The organism is Blastococcus mobilis (assembly GCF_900188025.1).
GTDB classification, from domain to species: Bacteria; Actinomycetota; Actinomycetes; order Mycobacteriales; family Geodermatophilaceae; genus Blastococcus_B; species Blastococcus_B mobilis.
The window spans coordinates 99,738-113,958 of sequence record NZ_FZNO01000018.1; the positions used below are offsets into that span (position 1 = coordinate 99,738).

Annotated in this window: 15 protein-coding genes, 4 pseudogenes and 1 riboswitch; of the genes and pseudogenes, 8 read left to right on the plus strand and 11 right to left on the minus strand. The window is 72.7% G+C overall.

Features of this window, described 5'->3' with window-relative positions; all coding sequences use genetic code 11:
• Positions 1-32: 32 nt before the first annotated feature.
• The 7 genes from thiD to CHB94_RS16235 form a co-directional block, all read right to left on the minus strand.
• Positions 33-848, minus strand: a complete 816-nt coding sequence (thiD, locus tag CHB94_RS16205; RefSeq protein WP_089337590.1) for a bifunctional hydroxymethylpyrimidine kinase/phosphomethylpyrimidine kinase — start codon at positions 846-848, stop codon at positions 33-35.
• Positions 845-1,423, minus strand: coding sequence for a thiamine phosphate synthase (locus CHB94_RS16210; RefSeq protein ID WP_089337591.1), 579 nt, complete (start codon positions 1,421-1,423; stop codon positions 845-847). The genes thiD and CHB94_RS16210 overlap by 4 nt, the downstream gene beginning before the upstream one ends.
• A complete protein-coding gene (locus CHB94_RS16215) occupies positions 1,420-2,232 on the minus strand; it encodes a thiazole synthase (RefSeq protein WP_089337592.1) in 813 nt (270 codons plus the stop codon). Before CHB94_RS16215 ends, CHB94_RS16210 begins: the two co-directional genes overlap by 4 nt.
• A 5-nt stretch (positions 2,233-2,237) precedes the next feature.
• Positions 2,238-2,438, minus strand: coding sequence for a sulfur carrier protein ThiS (gene thiS / locus CHB94_RS16220; protein WP_089337621.1), 201 nt, complete (start codon positions 2,436-2,438; stop codon positions 2,238-2,240).
• Between the two features lie 5 nt (positions 2,439-2,443).
• Complete coding sequence (gene thiO / locus CHB94_RS16225) at positions 2,444-3,553, minus strand: glycine oxidase ThiO (RefSeq protein ID WP_089337593.1); 1,110 nt, start codon at positions 3,551-3,553, stop codon at positions 2,444-2,446.
• Positions 3,550-4,167, minus strand: a complete 618-nt coding sequence (thiE, locus tag CHB94_RS16230) for a thiamine phosphate synthase (RefSeq protein ID WP_089337594.1) — start codon at positions 4,165-4,167, stop codon at positions 3,550-3,552. Before thiE ends, thiO begins: the two co-directional genes overlap by 4 nt.
• Before the next feature lie 5 nt (positions 4,168-4,172).
• A complete protein-coding gene (locus tag CHB94_RS16235) occupies positions 4,173-5,522 on the minus strand; it encodes a purine-cytosine permease family protein (RefSeq protein WP_254920700.1) in 1,350 nt (449 codons plus the stop codon).
• A riboswitch (TPP riboswitch) is annotated at positions 5,512-5,623 on the minus strand. It overlaps the preceding gene by 11 nt.
• Positions 5,624-5,887: 264 nt before the next feature.
• Between CHB94_RS16235 and CHB94_RS26770 the strand changes: the two genes are divergently transcribed.
• The 6 genes from CHB94_RS26770 (at position 5,888) to CHB94_RS25280 (ending at position 8,928) form a co-directional block, all read left to right on the plus strand.
• The gene (locus CHB94_RS26770) at positions 5,888-6,259 is read left to right on the plus strand and encodes a tyrosine-type recombinase/integrase (protein ID WP_368073868.1); all 372 of its coding nucleotides are present in this window, start codon (positions 5,888-5,890) and stop codon (positions 6,257-6,259) included.
• 225 nt (positions 6,260-6,484) lie between these two features.
• Positions 6,485-6,718 (plus strand): hypothetical protein, encoded by a 234-nt coding sequence (locus tag CHB94_RS16250; protein WP_089337596.1) that lies wholly within the window; start codon positions 6,485-6,487, stop codon positions 6,716-6,718.
• Positions 6,708-7,019, plus strand: a complete 312-nt coding sequence (locus tag CHB94_RS16255; RefSeq protein WP_089337597.1) for a type II toxin-antitoxin system PemK/MazF family toxin — start codon at positions 6,708-6,710, stop codon at positions 7,017-7,019. Before CHB94_RS16250 ends, CHB94_RS16255 begins: the two co-directional genes overlap by 11 nt.
• Positions 7,020-7,086: 67 nt before the next feature.
• A complete protein-coding gene (locus CHB94_RS16260) occupies positions 7,087-7,341 on the plus strand; it encodes a DUF6933 domain-containing protein (RefSeq protein WP_089337598.1) in 255 nt (84 codons plus the stop codon).
• Between the two features lie 139 nt (positions 7,342-7,480).
• A complete protein-coding gene (locus CHB94_RS16265) occupies positions 7,481-8,062 on the plus strand; it encodes an RNA polymerase sigma factor (RefSeq protein WP_176445595.1) in 582 nt (193 codons plus the stop codon).
• Positions 8,059-8,928 (plus strand): hypothetical protein, encoded by an 870-nt coding sequence (locus CHB94_RS25280; protein ID WP_089337600.1) that lies wholly within the window; start codon positions 8,059-8,061, stop codon positions 8,926-8,928. Before CHB94_RS16265 ends, CHB94_RS25280 begins: the two co-directional genes overlap by 4 nt.
• 420 nt (positions 8,929-9,348) lie before the next feature.
• On the opposite strand, the pseudogene CHB94_RS26245 reads toward CHB94_RS25280, so the two are convergent.
• From CHB94_RS26245 to CHB94_RS26775, 3 genes and pseudogenes are all read right to left on the minus strand, one after another.
• Positions 9,349-9,744, minus strand: a pseudogene (locus CHB94_RS26245) (recombinase family protein); the annotation flags it as partial.
• 265 nt (positions 9,745-10,009) lie between these two features.
• Entirely contained in the window at positions 10,010-10,879 is an 870-nt protein-coding gene (locus tag CHB94_RS16280) for a phosphatidylinositol-specific phospholipase C/glycerophosphodiester phosphodiesterase family protein (protein ID WP_089337601.1), read from the minus strand.
• 545 nt (positions 10,880-11,424) lie between these two features.
• Positions 11,425-11,526: pseudogene (locus CHB94_RS26775) on the minus strand (three-helix bundle dimerization domain-containing protein); the annotation flags it as partial.
• Between the two features lie 394 nt (positions 11,527-11,920).
• On the opposite strand from CHB94_RS26775, the gene CHB94_RS16290 reads away from it, so the two are divergent.
• Together CHB94_RS16290 and CHB94_RS16295 are read left to right on the plus strand one after the other, a co-directional pair.
• Complete coding sequence (locus tag CHB94_RS16290) at positions 11,921-12,802, plus strand: endonuclease/exonuclease/phosphatase family protein (RefSeq protein ID WP_089337603.1); 882 nt, start codon at positions 11,921-11,923, stop codon at positions 12,800-12,802.
• Between the two features lie 211 nt (positions 12,803-13,013).
• Positions 13,014-14,010: pseudogene (locus CHB94_RS16295) on the plus strand (IS5 family transposase).
• A gap of 2 nt (positions 14,011-14,012) precedes the next feature.
• Here CHB94_RS16295 and CHB94_RS24590 read toward each other — a convergent pair.
• Positions 14,013-14,221 (minus strand): annotated as a pseudogene (locus CHB94_RS24590) (hypothetical protein); the annotation flags it as partial.

Below are 14,221 nucleotides of genomic sequence, written 5' to 3' on the forward strand. Positions count from 1 at the left end.
ACCCGGATGGGGCTGGCGGCGACTCGCGGAGGTCAGCGGGACCGGGGCGAGGAGAAGAAGTGGTCCAGCGGCCCGTGTCCCTGGCCGAGCCGCCAGGCGGCACCGGCGGCCAATGCGTCTGAGACGAAGTTCTTGGCGCCGGCCAGGGCGCCGTGCACATCCCTGCCCATGGCCAGTGCGGCTGCCGTGGCGGCGGCGAAGGTGCAGCCGGTGCCGTGGTTGTTCCCCGTGTCGATCCGTGGACCGCGGAGTTCGTAGACCGATCCGTCGTTCCACACGACGTCGACCGCCGCGTCGGCCGAGTCGGTGACGGGGTGGCCGCCCTTGACCACGACCGTGGAGGGGCCGAGGGCGCCGAGGGCGCGAGCTGCCTCCCGTTGCTCGGTGAGCGTGCGGATCGAGGTGTCGAGCAGGACCTCGGCCTCGCGCACGTTGGGTGTGATCACTGTCGCCTGGGGCAGGAGGGCCTCCAGGTACAGGCGCTCTGCCTGGGGCTCGAGCAGGGGGTCACCGCTGGAGGCGACCATGACCGGGTCGACGACGAGCCCGGGCAGCCGGCCGGCCGCCGCAAGGTCTGCGACGGCGCGGACGACGTCGGCCGTCGCGAGCATGCCGGTTTTCACCGCCGTGACGGGGAGGTCGTCGAGCACGGCGTCGACCTGCGCGATGACGAACTCGGCGGGTACCGGGTGGACGCCGCGGACCCCCGAGGTGTTCTGGGCGGTCAGTGCGGTGACAGCGGAGGTGCCGAAGACGCCGAGCGCGGCGAAGGTCTTGAGATCGGCCTGGATGCCGGCGCCGCCGCTGGAGTCGGAGCCGGCGATGGTGAGCGCGACGGGTGGGGTCATGCGGCTGTGTCCTCCAGTGCTGCCAGGTAGGCGGGAACGATCGACGGGGTGCGCATGATCGGGCCCATGACCGCGATCCCGCGCGCTCCGGCGGCCAGGCAGCCGGGGACGTCGGCGGGTCGGATGCCCCCGAGTGCGTAGGCCGGTGGTGCCAGGGCGGCCAGCGAGGCGAGCCCGGCCAGACCCAGGGGAGGCCCGTATCCGGGCTTGGAGGGCGTAGGGAACACCGGGGAGATCATCACGTAGTCGCAGCCCTCGGCCCGCGCCCGCATCAGCTCGTCCGAGGAGTGGCAGGAGCGCCCGACCAGCACCGGCCGGGGCTGCGGAAAGGGATCCCTGGCCGCGAGATGGACGGCGGCGGCGCCCCCTGCACCGGCCCGTACCAGCACGCCGCCGACCGGGGCCAGCAGGGCCCGCAGCTCCTCGGCCAGGCAGTTCCGCTCACCCTCGGGCAGGTCCTTCTCCCGCAGCACGACGGCGCGGGCGCCGCCGTCGACGGCCGCGGCGACCGTGTCGACCAGCGGCCCGGTGCACTGCGACCGATCGGTGAGCACCAGCAGCGGCGGCAGCCTCACAGCTCGGGCAGGCCTTCCATCGGGGTGGAGGCCTGGGCGTGCCACCGGCGTGGGATGCGGCCCGCGCCCCGGGCGAGCCGGCCGGCCTCGACCGCATGGCGCATCGCCAGCGCCATCCGCTCGGGGTCGCGGGCCCGGGTCACCGCGGAGGCGAGCAGCACGGCGTCGCAGCCGAGCTCCATGGCCAGCGCCGCGTCCGAGGCGGTCCCGATGCCGGCGTCGAGCACCACCGGCACGTCCACCGCGTCCCGGAGCAGGGCGATGTTGTGCGGGTTGCGGATGCCCAGGCCGCTGCCGATGGGGGAGCCCAGCGGCATGACGGCGGCGCATCCGGCGTCGGCGAGCCGGCGACCGAGGATCGGGTCGTCGTTGGTGTAGGCGAGCACGATGAAGCCGTCGGCCACCAGATGCTCGGCGGCGTCGAGGAGCTCGACCGCGTCGGGCAGCAGGGTGGTCTCGTCCCCGATGACCTCCAGCTTCACCCAGGAGGTGTCGAAGGCCTCGCGCGCCAGCTGGGCGGTGAGGAGCGCTTCCCGGGCGGTTCGGCAGCCGGCCGTGTTGGGCAGCAGCCGGACGCCGCAGCGGTCCAGCACCTCGAGCAGCGCTCCGCTGGTGGAGGCCTCCACCCGACGCAGCGCCACCGTGACCAGCTGCGAGCCGGAGGCCACGACCGCCCGCTCGAGCGCTTCGAGGCTGGGGACGCCGCCGGTGCCGAGCAGCAGCCGGGAGGTGAACGTCTCTCCAGCGATCACGAGCGGGTCGGTGGCCTCCTCCCGTTCCAGCGCCGGGAGCACGTCGTGAGTCGTCATCCGTGTCAGCCTCCTGCGGTCGGAACGAGCACCTCGATGCTGTCGCCGGTGGCGAGCCCGGTCGTCTCCCACCTGCTGCGCGGGACGACCTGGCCGTTGACGGCCACCGCGACGCGGCGGTGCTCACCGCCGTGCATCGCGACGAGGCTCGCCACTGTGGCGGTCTGCTCGAGGTCGGCGGGGACGCCGTTGAGGGTCACCTGCACGTCGATCACCTCCGGAACCGGTTGACGGTGAAGGGCTTGGCGAGCGCGGGCACGTTGCCCGAGGCGAGCAGCTCGGCGATCAGATCCCCGGTCACGGGGGTCAGCAGCACGCCGTTGCGGTAGTGACCGGTGGCCAGGACGAGGCCGGGCAGGTCCGACGGCCCGAGCAGCGGCGCGTTGTCGTCGCTGCCGGGACGCCACCGGGCCAGCGTCTCCACCAGCTCCAGTTCGGTGATCCCGGGGACCACGTCGATGGCGTCGTGCAGCAGGTCGTGCACGCCGCCGGCGGTGACCGCCGCGTCGAAGCCCCGCTCCTCGACGGTCGCGCCGACGACCAGGCCGTCGCCCGCGTAGGGCACCAGGTAGACCTGCCGCCCCCGCACCAGCGCGCGCACGGTGCCAGCCAGCAGCCCGGCCGCGCCGCGCAGGCGCAGGATCTGACCCTTGACCGGCCTGACGGGCAGTCGCGGCATCCCCGGCAGCGACGCGCTCCATGCGCCGAGCGCCAGCACGACGGCGTCACCCGACAGGTCCGCGCCGCCGGCCAGCCGCAGCCCGGTGGCCCGGCCGGCCTCGACCCGCACCGCGTCGATCCGCGAGCGGATCATCCGGACGCCGGCGGCCGCGGCGGCGGCCAGCAGCGCCCGGTGCAGCACCCGGGGATCGACGGCGTGGTCGCCCGGCACGTGCAGCCCACCCCGCACCCGCGGGGTCAGCGACGGCTCCCGGCGGCGCGCTTCCCGCCCGGTGAGCGGCTCGACCTCCAGGCCGAGCTCCTGCTGGAAGGCGTGCAGCGCGTGCAGGGCACGCACGTCGTCCTCGTCGAAGCCCACCACCAGGGTCCCGACGGTCCGGAGGGCTACCTCGACACCGCCGGCCTGGGCGAGTTCGGCGACGAAGCCGGGGTAGCGCTGCAGCGAGGCCAGGCAGAGCCGCAGCAGCGGCTCCTCGCCGTAGCCCGCCTCGGTCACCGGCGCCAGCATCCCGGCCGCGGCGTAGGAGGCCCCGGTGCCCGGAGCGTCGTCGACGACCGTCACCGACAGGCCGCGCTGCGCCGATCGCCACGCCACCGACAACCCGATGAGCCCACCACCGGCGACCACGACGTCGGTCATCTCGCGCGGTCCAGTTGCTGCAGCAGCCGCTCGGTGGCGGCGGCCGGATCGGCCGCCTCGGACACCGCCGCCGTGACCGCGACACCCCAGGCGCCGACGGCGAGCAGCTCGGGGACCCGCTCGGCGGTCACCCCGCCGATGGCGATCACCGGCACGTCTACCGCGGCGGCCACGGCGGCAACCCCGGCCGGGCCGATGGGATCGGGCAGGCCGAGCTTGGTCGTCGTCGCGTAGGCGGGGCCGACGCCCAGGTAGTCCGCCCCCGCGGCAACCAGCTCGCGGGCCTGCCGAGGGTTGCGCGCCGTCCCACCCACGAGGTGATCGGGGCCGGCCATCTTCCGGACGGCGGCGACCGGCAGGTCGTGGGCGCCCAGGTGGGTACCGGCGGCACCCACGGCCAGCGCCACGTCGAGGCGGTCGTTGACGATGCAGGTAGCGCCGGCGGCCGCGCAGAAGTCGGCCACCACCTCGGCGAAGTCGTACAGCTCACGGTCGGTGCAGTGCTTGCGCCGGACCTGCACCACGGGCGCGCCGGCGGCCACGGCGGCGGCGAGTGTCGCCAGCGCGGCGCGGCCGCCCCGGGGGTCGGTGAGGACGTGCAGCCGCCCGATCATCCCGCTCACCGCACCGCAGCCCGACGCGCCCGCACGGCGCCGGGCGACGAGAGCAGCGCGGTGAGCCCGGCGGCGACACCGAGGCTGACCAGCGACGCCGACCACCCGCTGGCCGGGTCGATGCCCAGTTCGGCCTGGCGCGCGGCCCACCACGCCGTCCAGCCGGCGCCCGGCCCGGTGAAGAAGGTCGGCAGGGTGAGCTGGTAGGCCACGAAACCGGCGGCCCAGGCCATCAGGAGCAGCGGTCGCGCGGGCGCGGTCTCGGACACGTCCCACGCTCCCCGCGGCAGCAGCCAGTAGGCGACGACGAAGACGCCGACCAGCGGCACGAACACCGCGCCGATCAGGAAGAGGAACGGCTCGTAGGCGATCAGGTCGACGCTGAGGGCGATTCCGGTGGCGACCACCCCGACCACCACGGCCAGGACCCGGCGGTCGAGCCGGGGTACCACGTTCTGCGCCGACACCGCGGTGGAGTAGACGTTGGCGAACGCCTCGTCCACCTCCACCACCAGCAGCACCAGCACGGCGATCAGCCCGAACGGAACGGCCAGCAGCGCGTCCATGACGTCCAGACCCGCCCGGCCGTAGGCGGCCAGCGCCAGCACACCAAGGGTGAACAGGGCGACAGTGGCCGCGCCGTAGCCGACGGCAGCGCCGGCGAACGCCGTCCGCCCACCCCGGACATGCCTGGTGTAGTCGGCTGCCAGTGGAAACCACGAGACCGGCAACGCGATCACGATGTCGGCCGCCGTCCAGAACGACGCGGCCCCGCCCTCCGCGACCGGCCGCAGCGGCTCGGACAGCACCTCGACGAAGAGGTAGACGATCGCGGCCAGCGCCGCCCAGACGGCGTAGCGGGCGAGCACGCGGACCGCGCGCAACGGGCGCAGCGCCATCAGGGTGGCCAGCACGCCCGCGGCAACGACGAACGGCCAGCGCGGCGCCCCCAGGACCCGGGACGCGGCCTCGGCGATGATGAACACCTCGAAGGCAGCCCAGCCGACGCACTGCAGCAGATTCAGCGCGGTGGGCAGGTACGACGTCCGCCGGCCCAGCAACCCCCGCATCAGCACCATCGCCGGCACGCCCTCCCGGGCACCGGCCGCGGCTCCCAGTCCCAGCAGCACCGAGCCGACGACGGCGCCCACGACGATGGCGCCGATCGTCACCGACAGTGGCCGGTCGGCGAGGACGACGTAGGTGGCCGCCACCGGCAGCAGGAGACTGACCCCCAGGTTCCCCCACAAGCCCGTCGTGTCCCGCAGGTCCAGCGTCCGTGGCGGCGGCTCGGACAGGGTGATCGGTGCGTCCGTGGAGGACGCCGTCGCACGGTCGGCGCCGAGCATGCTCATGATCGCTCCCTACGCCGGCATTACCCGGTCAGGTTCGAGCGGTCGGCGGCCCATCAGCCGCCCTCTCAGCCCGGTAGGTCCGAGCTCCCGCACATGGCCACCCCAGCCTATGAGAAAGACGTCAGCTTGTGCACCCGGCACCCGGCACCCTGGGCACGCAGGCCACAGGGCTGACTCCGCGTCCCTCGACGGATGCGACCGCCGATGGCGTGGCTGGGAACGGGGGATCCGCTGGTCGTCGTGGAGGCCGGCAGTTCTCGGCAGCCGTGGCCCGGTGGGGCGGCGAGTACGTCCCCACCGACGGGACCGGCCGGCAGACCTCGACATGGGCAATCGAGCGGGCGATCCGCTCGGCGCGGCCGAAGGTGGCCGGGTTGGCCGAGGCGGTCCGCTTCCACGACCTGCGCCACTACCTGGCGTCACTGCGCATCGGCAGCGGCCTCGGCGTGAAGGTCGTCCAGCACCGCCTCCGGCACGGCAGCGCCACGACGACGCTCGACACCTACGGGCACCTCTGTCAGACAGCGACGGGTCCGCACGGGCCGCCGTTGGTGCTGTGCTGGCGACGCGTGCGGACTCGTCGGGGGCGAGGCGGTCCACGTCTCCGCGTTGTCCGGCACCGGCAGCGAGGAGCTGACCGTCGCGCTCGACCTCGACGGCGTGTTGCAGTTGGAGCACGTGGGTTCCGAGCGCAACGTCGTCGCGTCCGACCACTTGCCGGATCCCGGTTCGGGTGACCCGGCCTGCTTCCAGGACGCCAACTCCCGCACCGCATCGCGGGAGGCGACGGCCGCAGCCGTTGCTCGCGGAGGGTGTGCATCGGGGCCGGTCAGCGACGTACTGGGACATCACGTCCACCCGGTCGCGCGATAGCCGAGGGCTGGCTCCCTCACGCGCTCGCCCTGGAAAGTCAACGCAGCAGTCCCTTCCGCGCGTCTTACAGGTGGTAAGACACTTTCGGGGTGGCTGAGACGATCACCTTCCGTCCCGATGACGACGCCCGACGAGCGTTGGCCGTCCTGACGCAAGACGGCACCCCGGTCTCCACCGCCGTGCGCCGGGCTCTGATCGAAGCCGCCAAGACGGCCGCGCAGGACCGACTCCGCGCAGAGGCGGCCGCGCTGGCCGACGACGACGCCGACCGGGCCGAGGCGGCTCAGGTCCTTCGGGACATGGAGACGCTGCGTGCGTGGTGAGGTCTACCCCCTGCGCTCTCCGCGTGGCGCCCGGGGTCATGAGCAGGCCGGTGTCCGCTACGCCGTCGTCGTCCAGTCCGACCTGCTGCCCCTCTCGACCTGTCTGGTCGCGCCTACGTCCACCTCGGCACGCGCGGCCACCTTCCGTCCCGAGGTGAGCATCGACGGCCGTCCCACCAGGGTGCTGGCTGAGCAGACCAGCGCGGTCGATCCACAGCGTTTGGGAGAGCCGGCCGGGCACCTCAGCTTCGATGAGCTGCGCCAGGTCGACGCCGCTCTGCGCCTCGTCCTCGGCCTGTGACGACCACCCTGCACCTGTCTCGCCAGTGGACCGCCGAGAACGAGCCGTCTACCGGCAGTGCCTTCTCGTGATCGTCGTCCACGGCACCCGGGCGTTCCGGGACCGAGTGCGGGGACCGGCTGTCACGCCGGGCGAGACGTCGACGACAGTGCTCGGGGCCTGGTACGCCACGGTGGTGCGGTGGCGCCGCCCGGCCGCGCTGTTGGTCAACGAGTCGACGCTGCTGCCTCTCGTCATGCCGCTGGCCCCGGCCAAGACGCTGCTGGACCGACTGCCGGACGCGCTCGCCGAGCTGCTTTACGAGCACCGAGTTCCTGACTGACCGCCGCGTCGGTCTCCACTCCAGGTATGGCTTGCACCTCGTACCGCGTAGCCCCTGGCTCGGCTTTTGCGCTCAAGGGGGTCTCCGTGCGTGCCGATGGGTGTTCGACGTCCATCCGCGGAAGAGGTGCGTGTTGTCGGTGGGACTGCCGTTCCCCCAGGTGCTGGCCGCAGCCCAGGCCGGCGCGGGGTGGGCGTTCGAGCACCTCTACCGGGAGCTGGCCCCCTCGGTGACCGGGTACCTGCGCCTGCACGGGGCACTGGAGCCCGAAGACCTGGCCAGTGAGACCTTCATCAGCGTCTTCACCGGCCTGGCCTCGTTCTCCGGCGACGAGGGCGCCCTGCGCGCCTGGGTGTTCACCATCGCCCACCGCCGTCTGGTCGACGACTGGCGGAGGCGCGACCGCCGGCCGCAGCACGCCGAGGTGGGTGCGGACGTCCTCGAGAGCCGCCCGGGTGGCGACGCCGAGGAGGACGCCCTCGCGCAGCTGGGGTCGGCCACCGTGCAGGAGATGTGCGCGATCCTGCCGGCCGACCAGCGGGCCGTGATCCTGCTGCGCATCCTCGCCGATCTGACCGTCGAACAGGTCGCCTCGGTCATGGGCCGGTCGGTGTCTGCGGTCAAGGCGTTGCAACAGCGGGGGCTGGCCACCCTTCGGAGTGAGTTTGGCCGCCCCGGCGACACCCTGGGCGCCGGGCCAGCGATGTCGGGGATGAGATGACCACCAACCAGCTCGACGACGCGTTCGAGAACCTCCTCGCGGGACGCCCCGTCCCTTTGGGGGACGCGGTTCTCGGCATGTTCGCCGACGCGGTCCGGGAGTTCGCCGCCCGTCCCGGGCGGCCCAGTCCGCAGCTCGCCGAGTTGCTGGCGACCGGTCTCCTCACCGCCTCCGTCGGCCCCTCGACGCAGGCGCTTCCCCCCGCCCCGGGGCCCGCGCATTCCGCGGCGCCGGGGCGACCCACAAGGAGACGCCACACCATGTTCACCATCCTCGCCGCCGCAGCGGCCAAGTTCGCCTCCGCCGGAGCCGTCGCGCAGGCCGCGACCGGTGTCGGGCTCACCCTGGTGAGCGTGACCGGCGCGGGCGCCGCCGGCGTCCTGCCCACCGCGGTCCAGGACGGCGTCGCCGGCGCCGTGGAGGCCGTGAGCCCCTTCGATCTGCCGGACTCCGCCGACCTCCCGGTCCTGCCCGAGGAGGCCCGCGTGCCGGCCGAGACGGGCGCGCCCGAGAACCAGGTCCGGCCGGACGCGATCCCGGACGGCGAGCAGTTCGGCACCTCGATCAGCGGCGACGCGCAGGACGGCGGTGTCGACGGCGCCGAGGTCAGCACTGGCGCTCGTGAGACCTACCAGCCGGAGCAGCCGGTGAGCCCCGAGACCCAGGCTCCGCAGCAGCGCGTCGAGCAGCCCGCCCCGGCCCCCGCGCCGAAGCCGGCCCCGGCCCCGGCCCCCGCGCCGAAGCCGGCCCCGGCCCCCGCGCCGGCTCCCGCCCCTGCTCCCGCGGCGGCGGAGGCCTCGACCGCCGGATCGGCCGGGGAAGGCTCCTCGGACCGGTCCGCGCAGGGCACCACCGGCCGCCCCTGAGGCTCCACCCCCGATCCGCACTCCCGGATCGACAGCCGCGACGTCGTGGCCATCCCGGTGATGGCCACGACGGGGCGGCCGCGAGGACAGGAACCGCGTCGCAGGTCGACCCTGGCGCGTGCAGGGACGCCCAACGCTCTTATATGGAGACGGCCCCATGTGCTTCGCCGTTACCTCGCTCCCGTTCGCAGGGGGAACCCTTGGCGGCCACACGGTCACCCTCGCGAGACGGCTGGCTGTCCCGCAGGGGTCTGGCTTGCCAGACAACCCGGCGACCGCGCGACAGCGGAAGTCAGGCCCGCATGTCCGCGCCCCCCGCTGCCGTGCGCCGACTGGCCACGCCTTGGACCTGGTCTCGTTGCAGGCGCGGTAGACGGTGGAGCGGGCGACGCCGAACAGGTCGGCCAGCTCGGCGGTGCTGTGCTCACCTGCCCGGTACAGGGACCCCAGGTGGGCTTCCTGTCGTGGGTTGAGCTTGGGCTGTTTGCCGCGCAGCTTCCCCTTGGCCTTGGCGAGCCGCATGCCCTCGCGCGTGCGCAGGCGGATCAGGTCGGACTCGAACTCGGCGACCATGGCCAGCACGTTGAACAGCAGCCGGCCGACCGGGTCGTTCGGGTCGTACACCGAGCCGCCGAGGCTCAGCCGGACCTGGCGCAGGGTGAGCTCCTCGGCGATCGCCCGGGCGTCGGGCAGCGAGCGGGCCAGCCGGTCGAGCTTGGTCACCACCAGGGTGTCGCCCTCGTGGCAGGCGGCCAGCGCCTCCCGCAGCCCGGGACGCTCCCGGTTGGTGCCGGTCAGGCCGTGATCGACGTAGATGCGTCCCCGGGTCGACCCCGAGCGCGAGCAGTCCGTCGCGTTGGGCGGTCAGGTCCTGGGCCACGTACACGCCCGGTCTGTCTCCCAGGACACTGATCACCCGAGCAGGTGACAACACCGACACCCGCGAGGGATCGGTGACGGGCATTGACCTGGTCGTCTTCACGAACGTGAGCGGACGGCGAAGAGTGGATGTGCTCGCGTGACGTGCCGCGGGCGGGCCTACCGGGGCCATCGCCCCGGCAGACCCCGATCCTGGGGCCGGTCAGGCGGCCTTCCGCTCTCGTGGGTCGTGGGCGAGCAGGAACGCTTGGAGACCGGCGAGATCGTCGGTGTTGACGTGGTCGACGCCTGCCGCGATCAGCTCGCTCCACACCGCGTCGCGCTCGGCGCCGGGCGTGTCCGGGGTAGCCCAGAACCGCAGTCGGTATCCGTGGGCGTGCGCGGTCGCCACGATGGAGTGCAGCTTCTCCCGCTCCGCCTCGGGCATTGGGCCGACCCCAGTCCAGGTGAAGTGCCGCGTCCAGTTGTCGCTGACCAGCGGCATGAGCTCCGACGGGAGACCGGAGTGCAGGTCGGTCAGCCGCCCGTCGTAGCCGGCGAACCTCGTCCGCTGGACGGCCATGTCTGCCAGGGGGCGGTTGCCGCTGATCACCGCGGTGACCGCCCGCTCCTTCATCCGCCCGTCCGTCCAGCGGGTCATCAGCTGCGGATATGCGCGCAGAGCCTCGTCGATCGCGGCGTACGTGGACGGTCCGTCACTCTTGATGTCAATGAGCAGCTGCAGCGACCCGTCCCAGCCCCGGTAGATCGAGCCGCCGTTCGCGGCGAAGCGGTCGGCCAGCGGGTCGAGATACAGCGACTGCAGGGTCGCCCCGGCGCGGGTGTCCTCGAGGTCGTGCGCGACCCGCAGCTCGCCGTCCACCAGCCACACGTCGGCTTCCACGCTGGTGAATCCGTGGTCCAGCGCGTCCGCTAGTGGCCGGTCGTGCTCATAGTCGTTATGCGCGTGGGCACGTTCGAGGGGCTCGACGGCGGAGGTCGGCGGTGCGGCGGCGGCTGGGGTGATGGTCGGGGCCGTGAGGGCGGCCGCGGCGGCGGCGACCAGGGTCAGTGTTCGGCGAGTGAATCCCATGGCCGAGCACGGTTTCTCCGCCCGGCGAAGGGCTCGCGAACCGCCGTCGGCGTCGGGTTGAACTCTCGCTGTCCGCTGGAGACGCCGGCCACCGGTCTTCCCCAGGTGGCGCACCCGCCTGCGGTCTGTGCCAGCGGGGTGCTGGGATGGCGTCATGACATACGCGCCTGAACTGTGGGCGCCGGTAGCGCAACGTCTGGTGAACGCTTCCGGGCATGTCCTCGGTGGTCGTGGAGGCCTCGGTCCGCGTCCTCACGCGGCTCGCCCGCGCCCGCGTCGAATGCTTCGAGTCGGTGCTCGTCGAGCGGGCCGCCGCTGACTCTCTGCGGCAGCTGTCGGATCCCGACTGGTCGAGGGAGCCGTTCCCGAGCGATCTGACCACGCGCTCCGCCTGTTCATCCCGAGGGCAGCCCGTGGCGGCTGTGTCCGGTCGGTGTCCCTTCATCCCGTAGGCCGAACCCGCTACGGCCAGGTCCGCCTGGTCGAGGAGACCGGCGCATGCCGTCCCCCACGGAGTGCCTCGCACGAGGACGAGCGGCGGTCGGTCACCAGTCGGCCATCCTGAGCCGTCGTAGGGACTCAGCGGCCGCACGCTCGGGCAGGACCGGAACGAAGTGCTCGACCCGTGCACCGGCCAGCCGTGCGTGCGCAACCCGGACCTATGCCTGGATCGACACGGGGAACTCGTGCGGGAACTGGTCCTCCAGGCGTCCCGACACCGTGTCCGGCAGCTCCGCCTGTGGTGCCACCGGGCCGTCCCACCACTGTCTCGAGCCGCCACCGCGAGGGGAGCTCTGGGGTCGCTCACCCCGCACGACCGGTTCAGCGCCCGCCCACCAGACAGCCGCCATCCCCGCGGTCGGACGAGGTCCGCTGCCGCACCGTGGGCGGCCGCCAAGTGGGGCGTGGCGTCACCCGCCGTGAACGCAGAGTAATCACTCCGCGTTCACGGGTGCGCCGACCGCCCTCGGTGTACTCGCCACCCGGGCGTTCTTCGGTCAGCAGGTTCGCCACGTCCCCTCACCTTCAGGAGACCGTTTCATGCCCTCCACACTGCGCCGGGCGTTGCGCCTGGCGACGATCGCCGCTCTCACAGCTGTCCTGGCCACGACGACGTCCGCAACGGCCCACGCCGAGCCGGCGGCACCCGACCGGCCGGTCCGGGTGATGTCGTACAACATCCACCACGGCGCGGGCGTCGACGGTCGTCTGGACTTGAAACGCATCGCGGGCGAGATCCGCGACTTCGGCGCCGAGGTCGTCGGTCTTCAGGAGGTCGACCGGCACTGGAGCGAGCGCAGCGACTTCGTCGACCAGGCCGCCGAGCTGGCCCGCATGCTCCGGATGCACGTCGTGTACGGCGCCAACCTGGACAACGACCCGCTCAACCGGGGCGAGCCGCGGCGCCAGTACGGCACCGCGATTCTCTCCGACGCTCCCATCCACGAGTGGCGCAACACCCTGTTGCCCCGGACGGGGAACCTCGAGCAGCGCGGCCTGTTGGAGGCACTCGTCACCGTGCGCGGCGTGCCGGTCAGGGTCTTCACCACCCACCTGCAGCACAACAGTCAGCAGGAGCGCATCGCCCAGATCGCCGCCGTCCGCGAGGTGATCGGGGTCCCGCAGGAGTCCGTCGTCCTCACCGGGGACCTGAACGCCCGCCCGGACACCCCCGAGATCGAGGCGATCACCGAGGACCTGGTGGACGCATGGGCCGAGGCCGGCGTGGGTGACGGCTACACCCTGTCCGCCGAGAACCCCTACGCGCGGATCGACTACGTCATGCACACCGATGACGTCGTGGCCCGGACCGCCGCGGTCTTGAGCACCGATGGCTCCGACCACCTGCCGGTGGTCGCCGCTCTCGCCCTGCCCGGCGACCGCGTGGGTGCCGGCGCTTCGGTGCGCTCCGCCGACCACTGACCCGACCCACGTCACGGTGACCCGCCGCCCCGGGCGGCGGGTCACCGTGCCCGCCGGTCCGAGGACGGCCGGAGGTGTTCGTCGAGTCGGCCGGACGGGCGTCATCACGCGGTCTTCCTGGGTACATCGGAGGACGCGACCGATCGTCCACGGCCGTCCGACTAGGGCGTGTCTCGCGGATCTTGGCGGGCGGGTCCGGTAGGCCTGGGTTGTGTTCGATCGTCATGACCTGACCGATGCGCAGTGGGCGCGGCTTGAGCCGCTTCTTCCGGACCGGACACCGCGCCGGGGTGGGCGGTGGCTTGATCACCGCCCGGTGATTGACGGGATCCTCTGGCGGACTCGTACCGGATCGCCGTGGCGGGACGCGCCGGCCTGCTATGGAGATTTCCGGACCCTGCACGGGCGGCATCGCCGCTGGTCAGCCGATGGCACCTGGGCGGCGATCCTGGCGGCGTTGCAAGCCGACAGCGATGCCGACGTGGGCGACGAGTGGGCGGTGGCGATCGACTCGACTGTGGTCCGGGCGCACCGGCATGCGGCCGGTGCCCGTCATGAGCCGCCCAAAGACGTGCCGGCTGAGCAACTGGCACCACTGCTGCCGGCCCCGGCGGAGTTGGCGCGTCCCACAGGGGGCTGGGTCGAATGACAAGAATCCGCCCGCGACGGTCCCTCGGCGCCGGGACCGGGAGGCGCTGGGCCGCTCCCGCGGCGGACTGACGACAAAGATCCACCTACTGGCCGACACCGGCTGCCGGCCGCTGGTACACGTGACCACCGCCGGGCAGAGACACGACTCGCTGGCCTTCGAGCCCCTCATGCAACGCCTCGCGGTGGCCCGCCGTCGACGACCGAGCCGCCCGCGAACCCGACCGGCTCGGGTGCTGGCCGACAAGGCCTACTCCAATCGAAAAATCCGTGTTGAGCTGCGCAGACGACGGATCATGGCAACCATCCCGGAGAAGACCGATCAACAGAAGGCTCGCGCCGCCAAGGGCTCAGCTGGTGGCCGGCCACCAGCGTTCGACGCCGAGGCCTACAAGGAGCGCAACAGCGTGGAGCGCGCGATCAACAAGCTCAAGGACTTCCGGGCGGTCGCGATGCGGACCGACAAGCGCGAGTTCGTCTTCCGGGGAACAATCGCTGTCGCCTCAATCAAGATCTGGCTCCGCCACCCCGCGAAGCAAGATCCAGGAGACACGCCCTAGTACTACAGCCGCACGTACCTGGCCTCTCGGGTTGCGTAGTGGCAGCGGCGGGCGCGGGCCTGGTGTCTGCGACGCCAGTGTGACCAGTGCAGGACCTGGTTGGGGTCGGGGTCGGGACGCCAGACCAGGCAGATGACGAGGTGACGGATCTCCGGGAGGGACAGCTCGGTCAGCTCGCCACGGAGATCGAGGTCCCCCCCTTTTCGCCGCT

Coding starts and splice junctions, on each gene's coding strand:
- thiD (WP_089337590.1), bottom strand. CDS start 848: ATGACCCCACCCGTCGCGCTCACCATCGCCGGCTCCGACTCCAGCGGC.
- CHB94_RS16215 (WP_089337592.1), bottom strand. CDS start 2,232: ATGACGACTCACGACGTGCTCCCGGCGCTGGAACGGGAGGAGGCCACC.
- thiO (WP_089337593.1), bottom strand. CDS start 3,553: ATGACCGACGTCGTGGTCGCCGGTGGTGGGCTCATCGGGTTGTCGGTG.
- thiE (WP_089337594.1), bottom strand. CDS start 4,167: ATGATCGGGCGGCTGCACGTCCTCACCGACCCCCGGGGCGGCCGCGCC.
- CHB94_RS16235 (WP_254920700.1), bottom strand. CDS start 5,522: ATGAGCATGCTCGGCGCCGACCGTGCGACGGCGTCCTCCACGGACGCA.
- CHB94_RS25280 (WP_089337600.1), top strand. CDS start 8,059: ATGACCACCAACCAGCTCGACGACGCGTTCGAGAACCTCCTCGCGGGA.
- CHB94_RS16280 (WP_089337601.1), bottom strand. CDS start 10,879: ATGGGATTCACTCGCCGAACACTGACCCTGGTCGCCGCCGCCGCGGCC.
- CHB94_RS16290 (WP_089337603.1), top strand. CDS start 11,921: ATGCCCTCCACACTGCGCCGGGCGTTGCGCCTGGCGACGATCGCCGCT.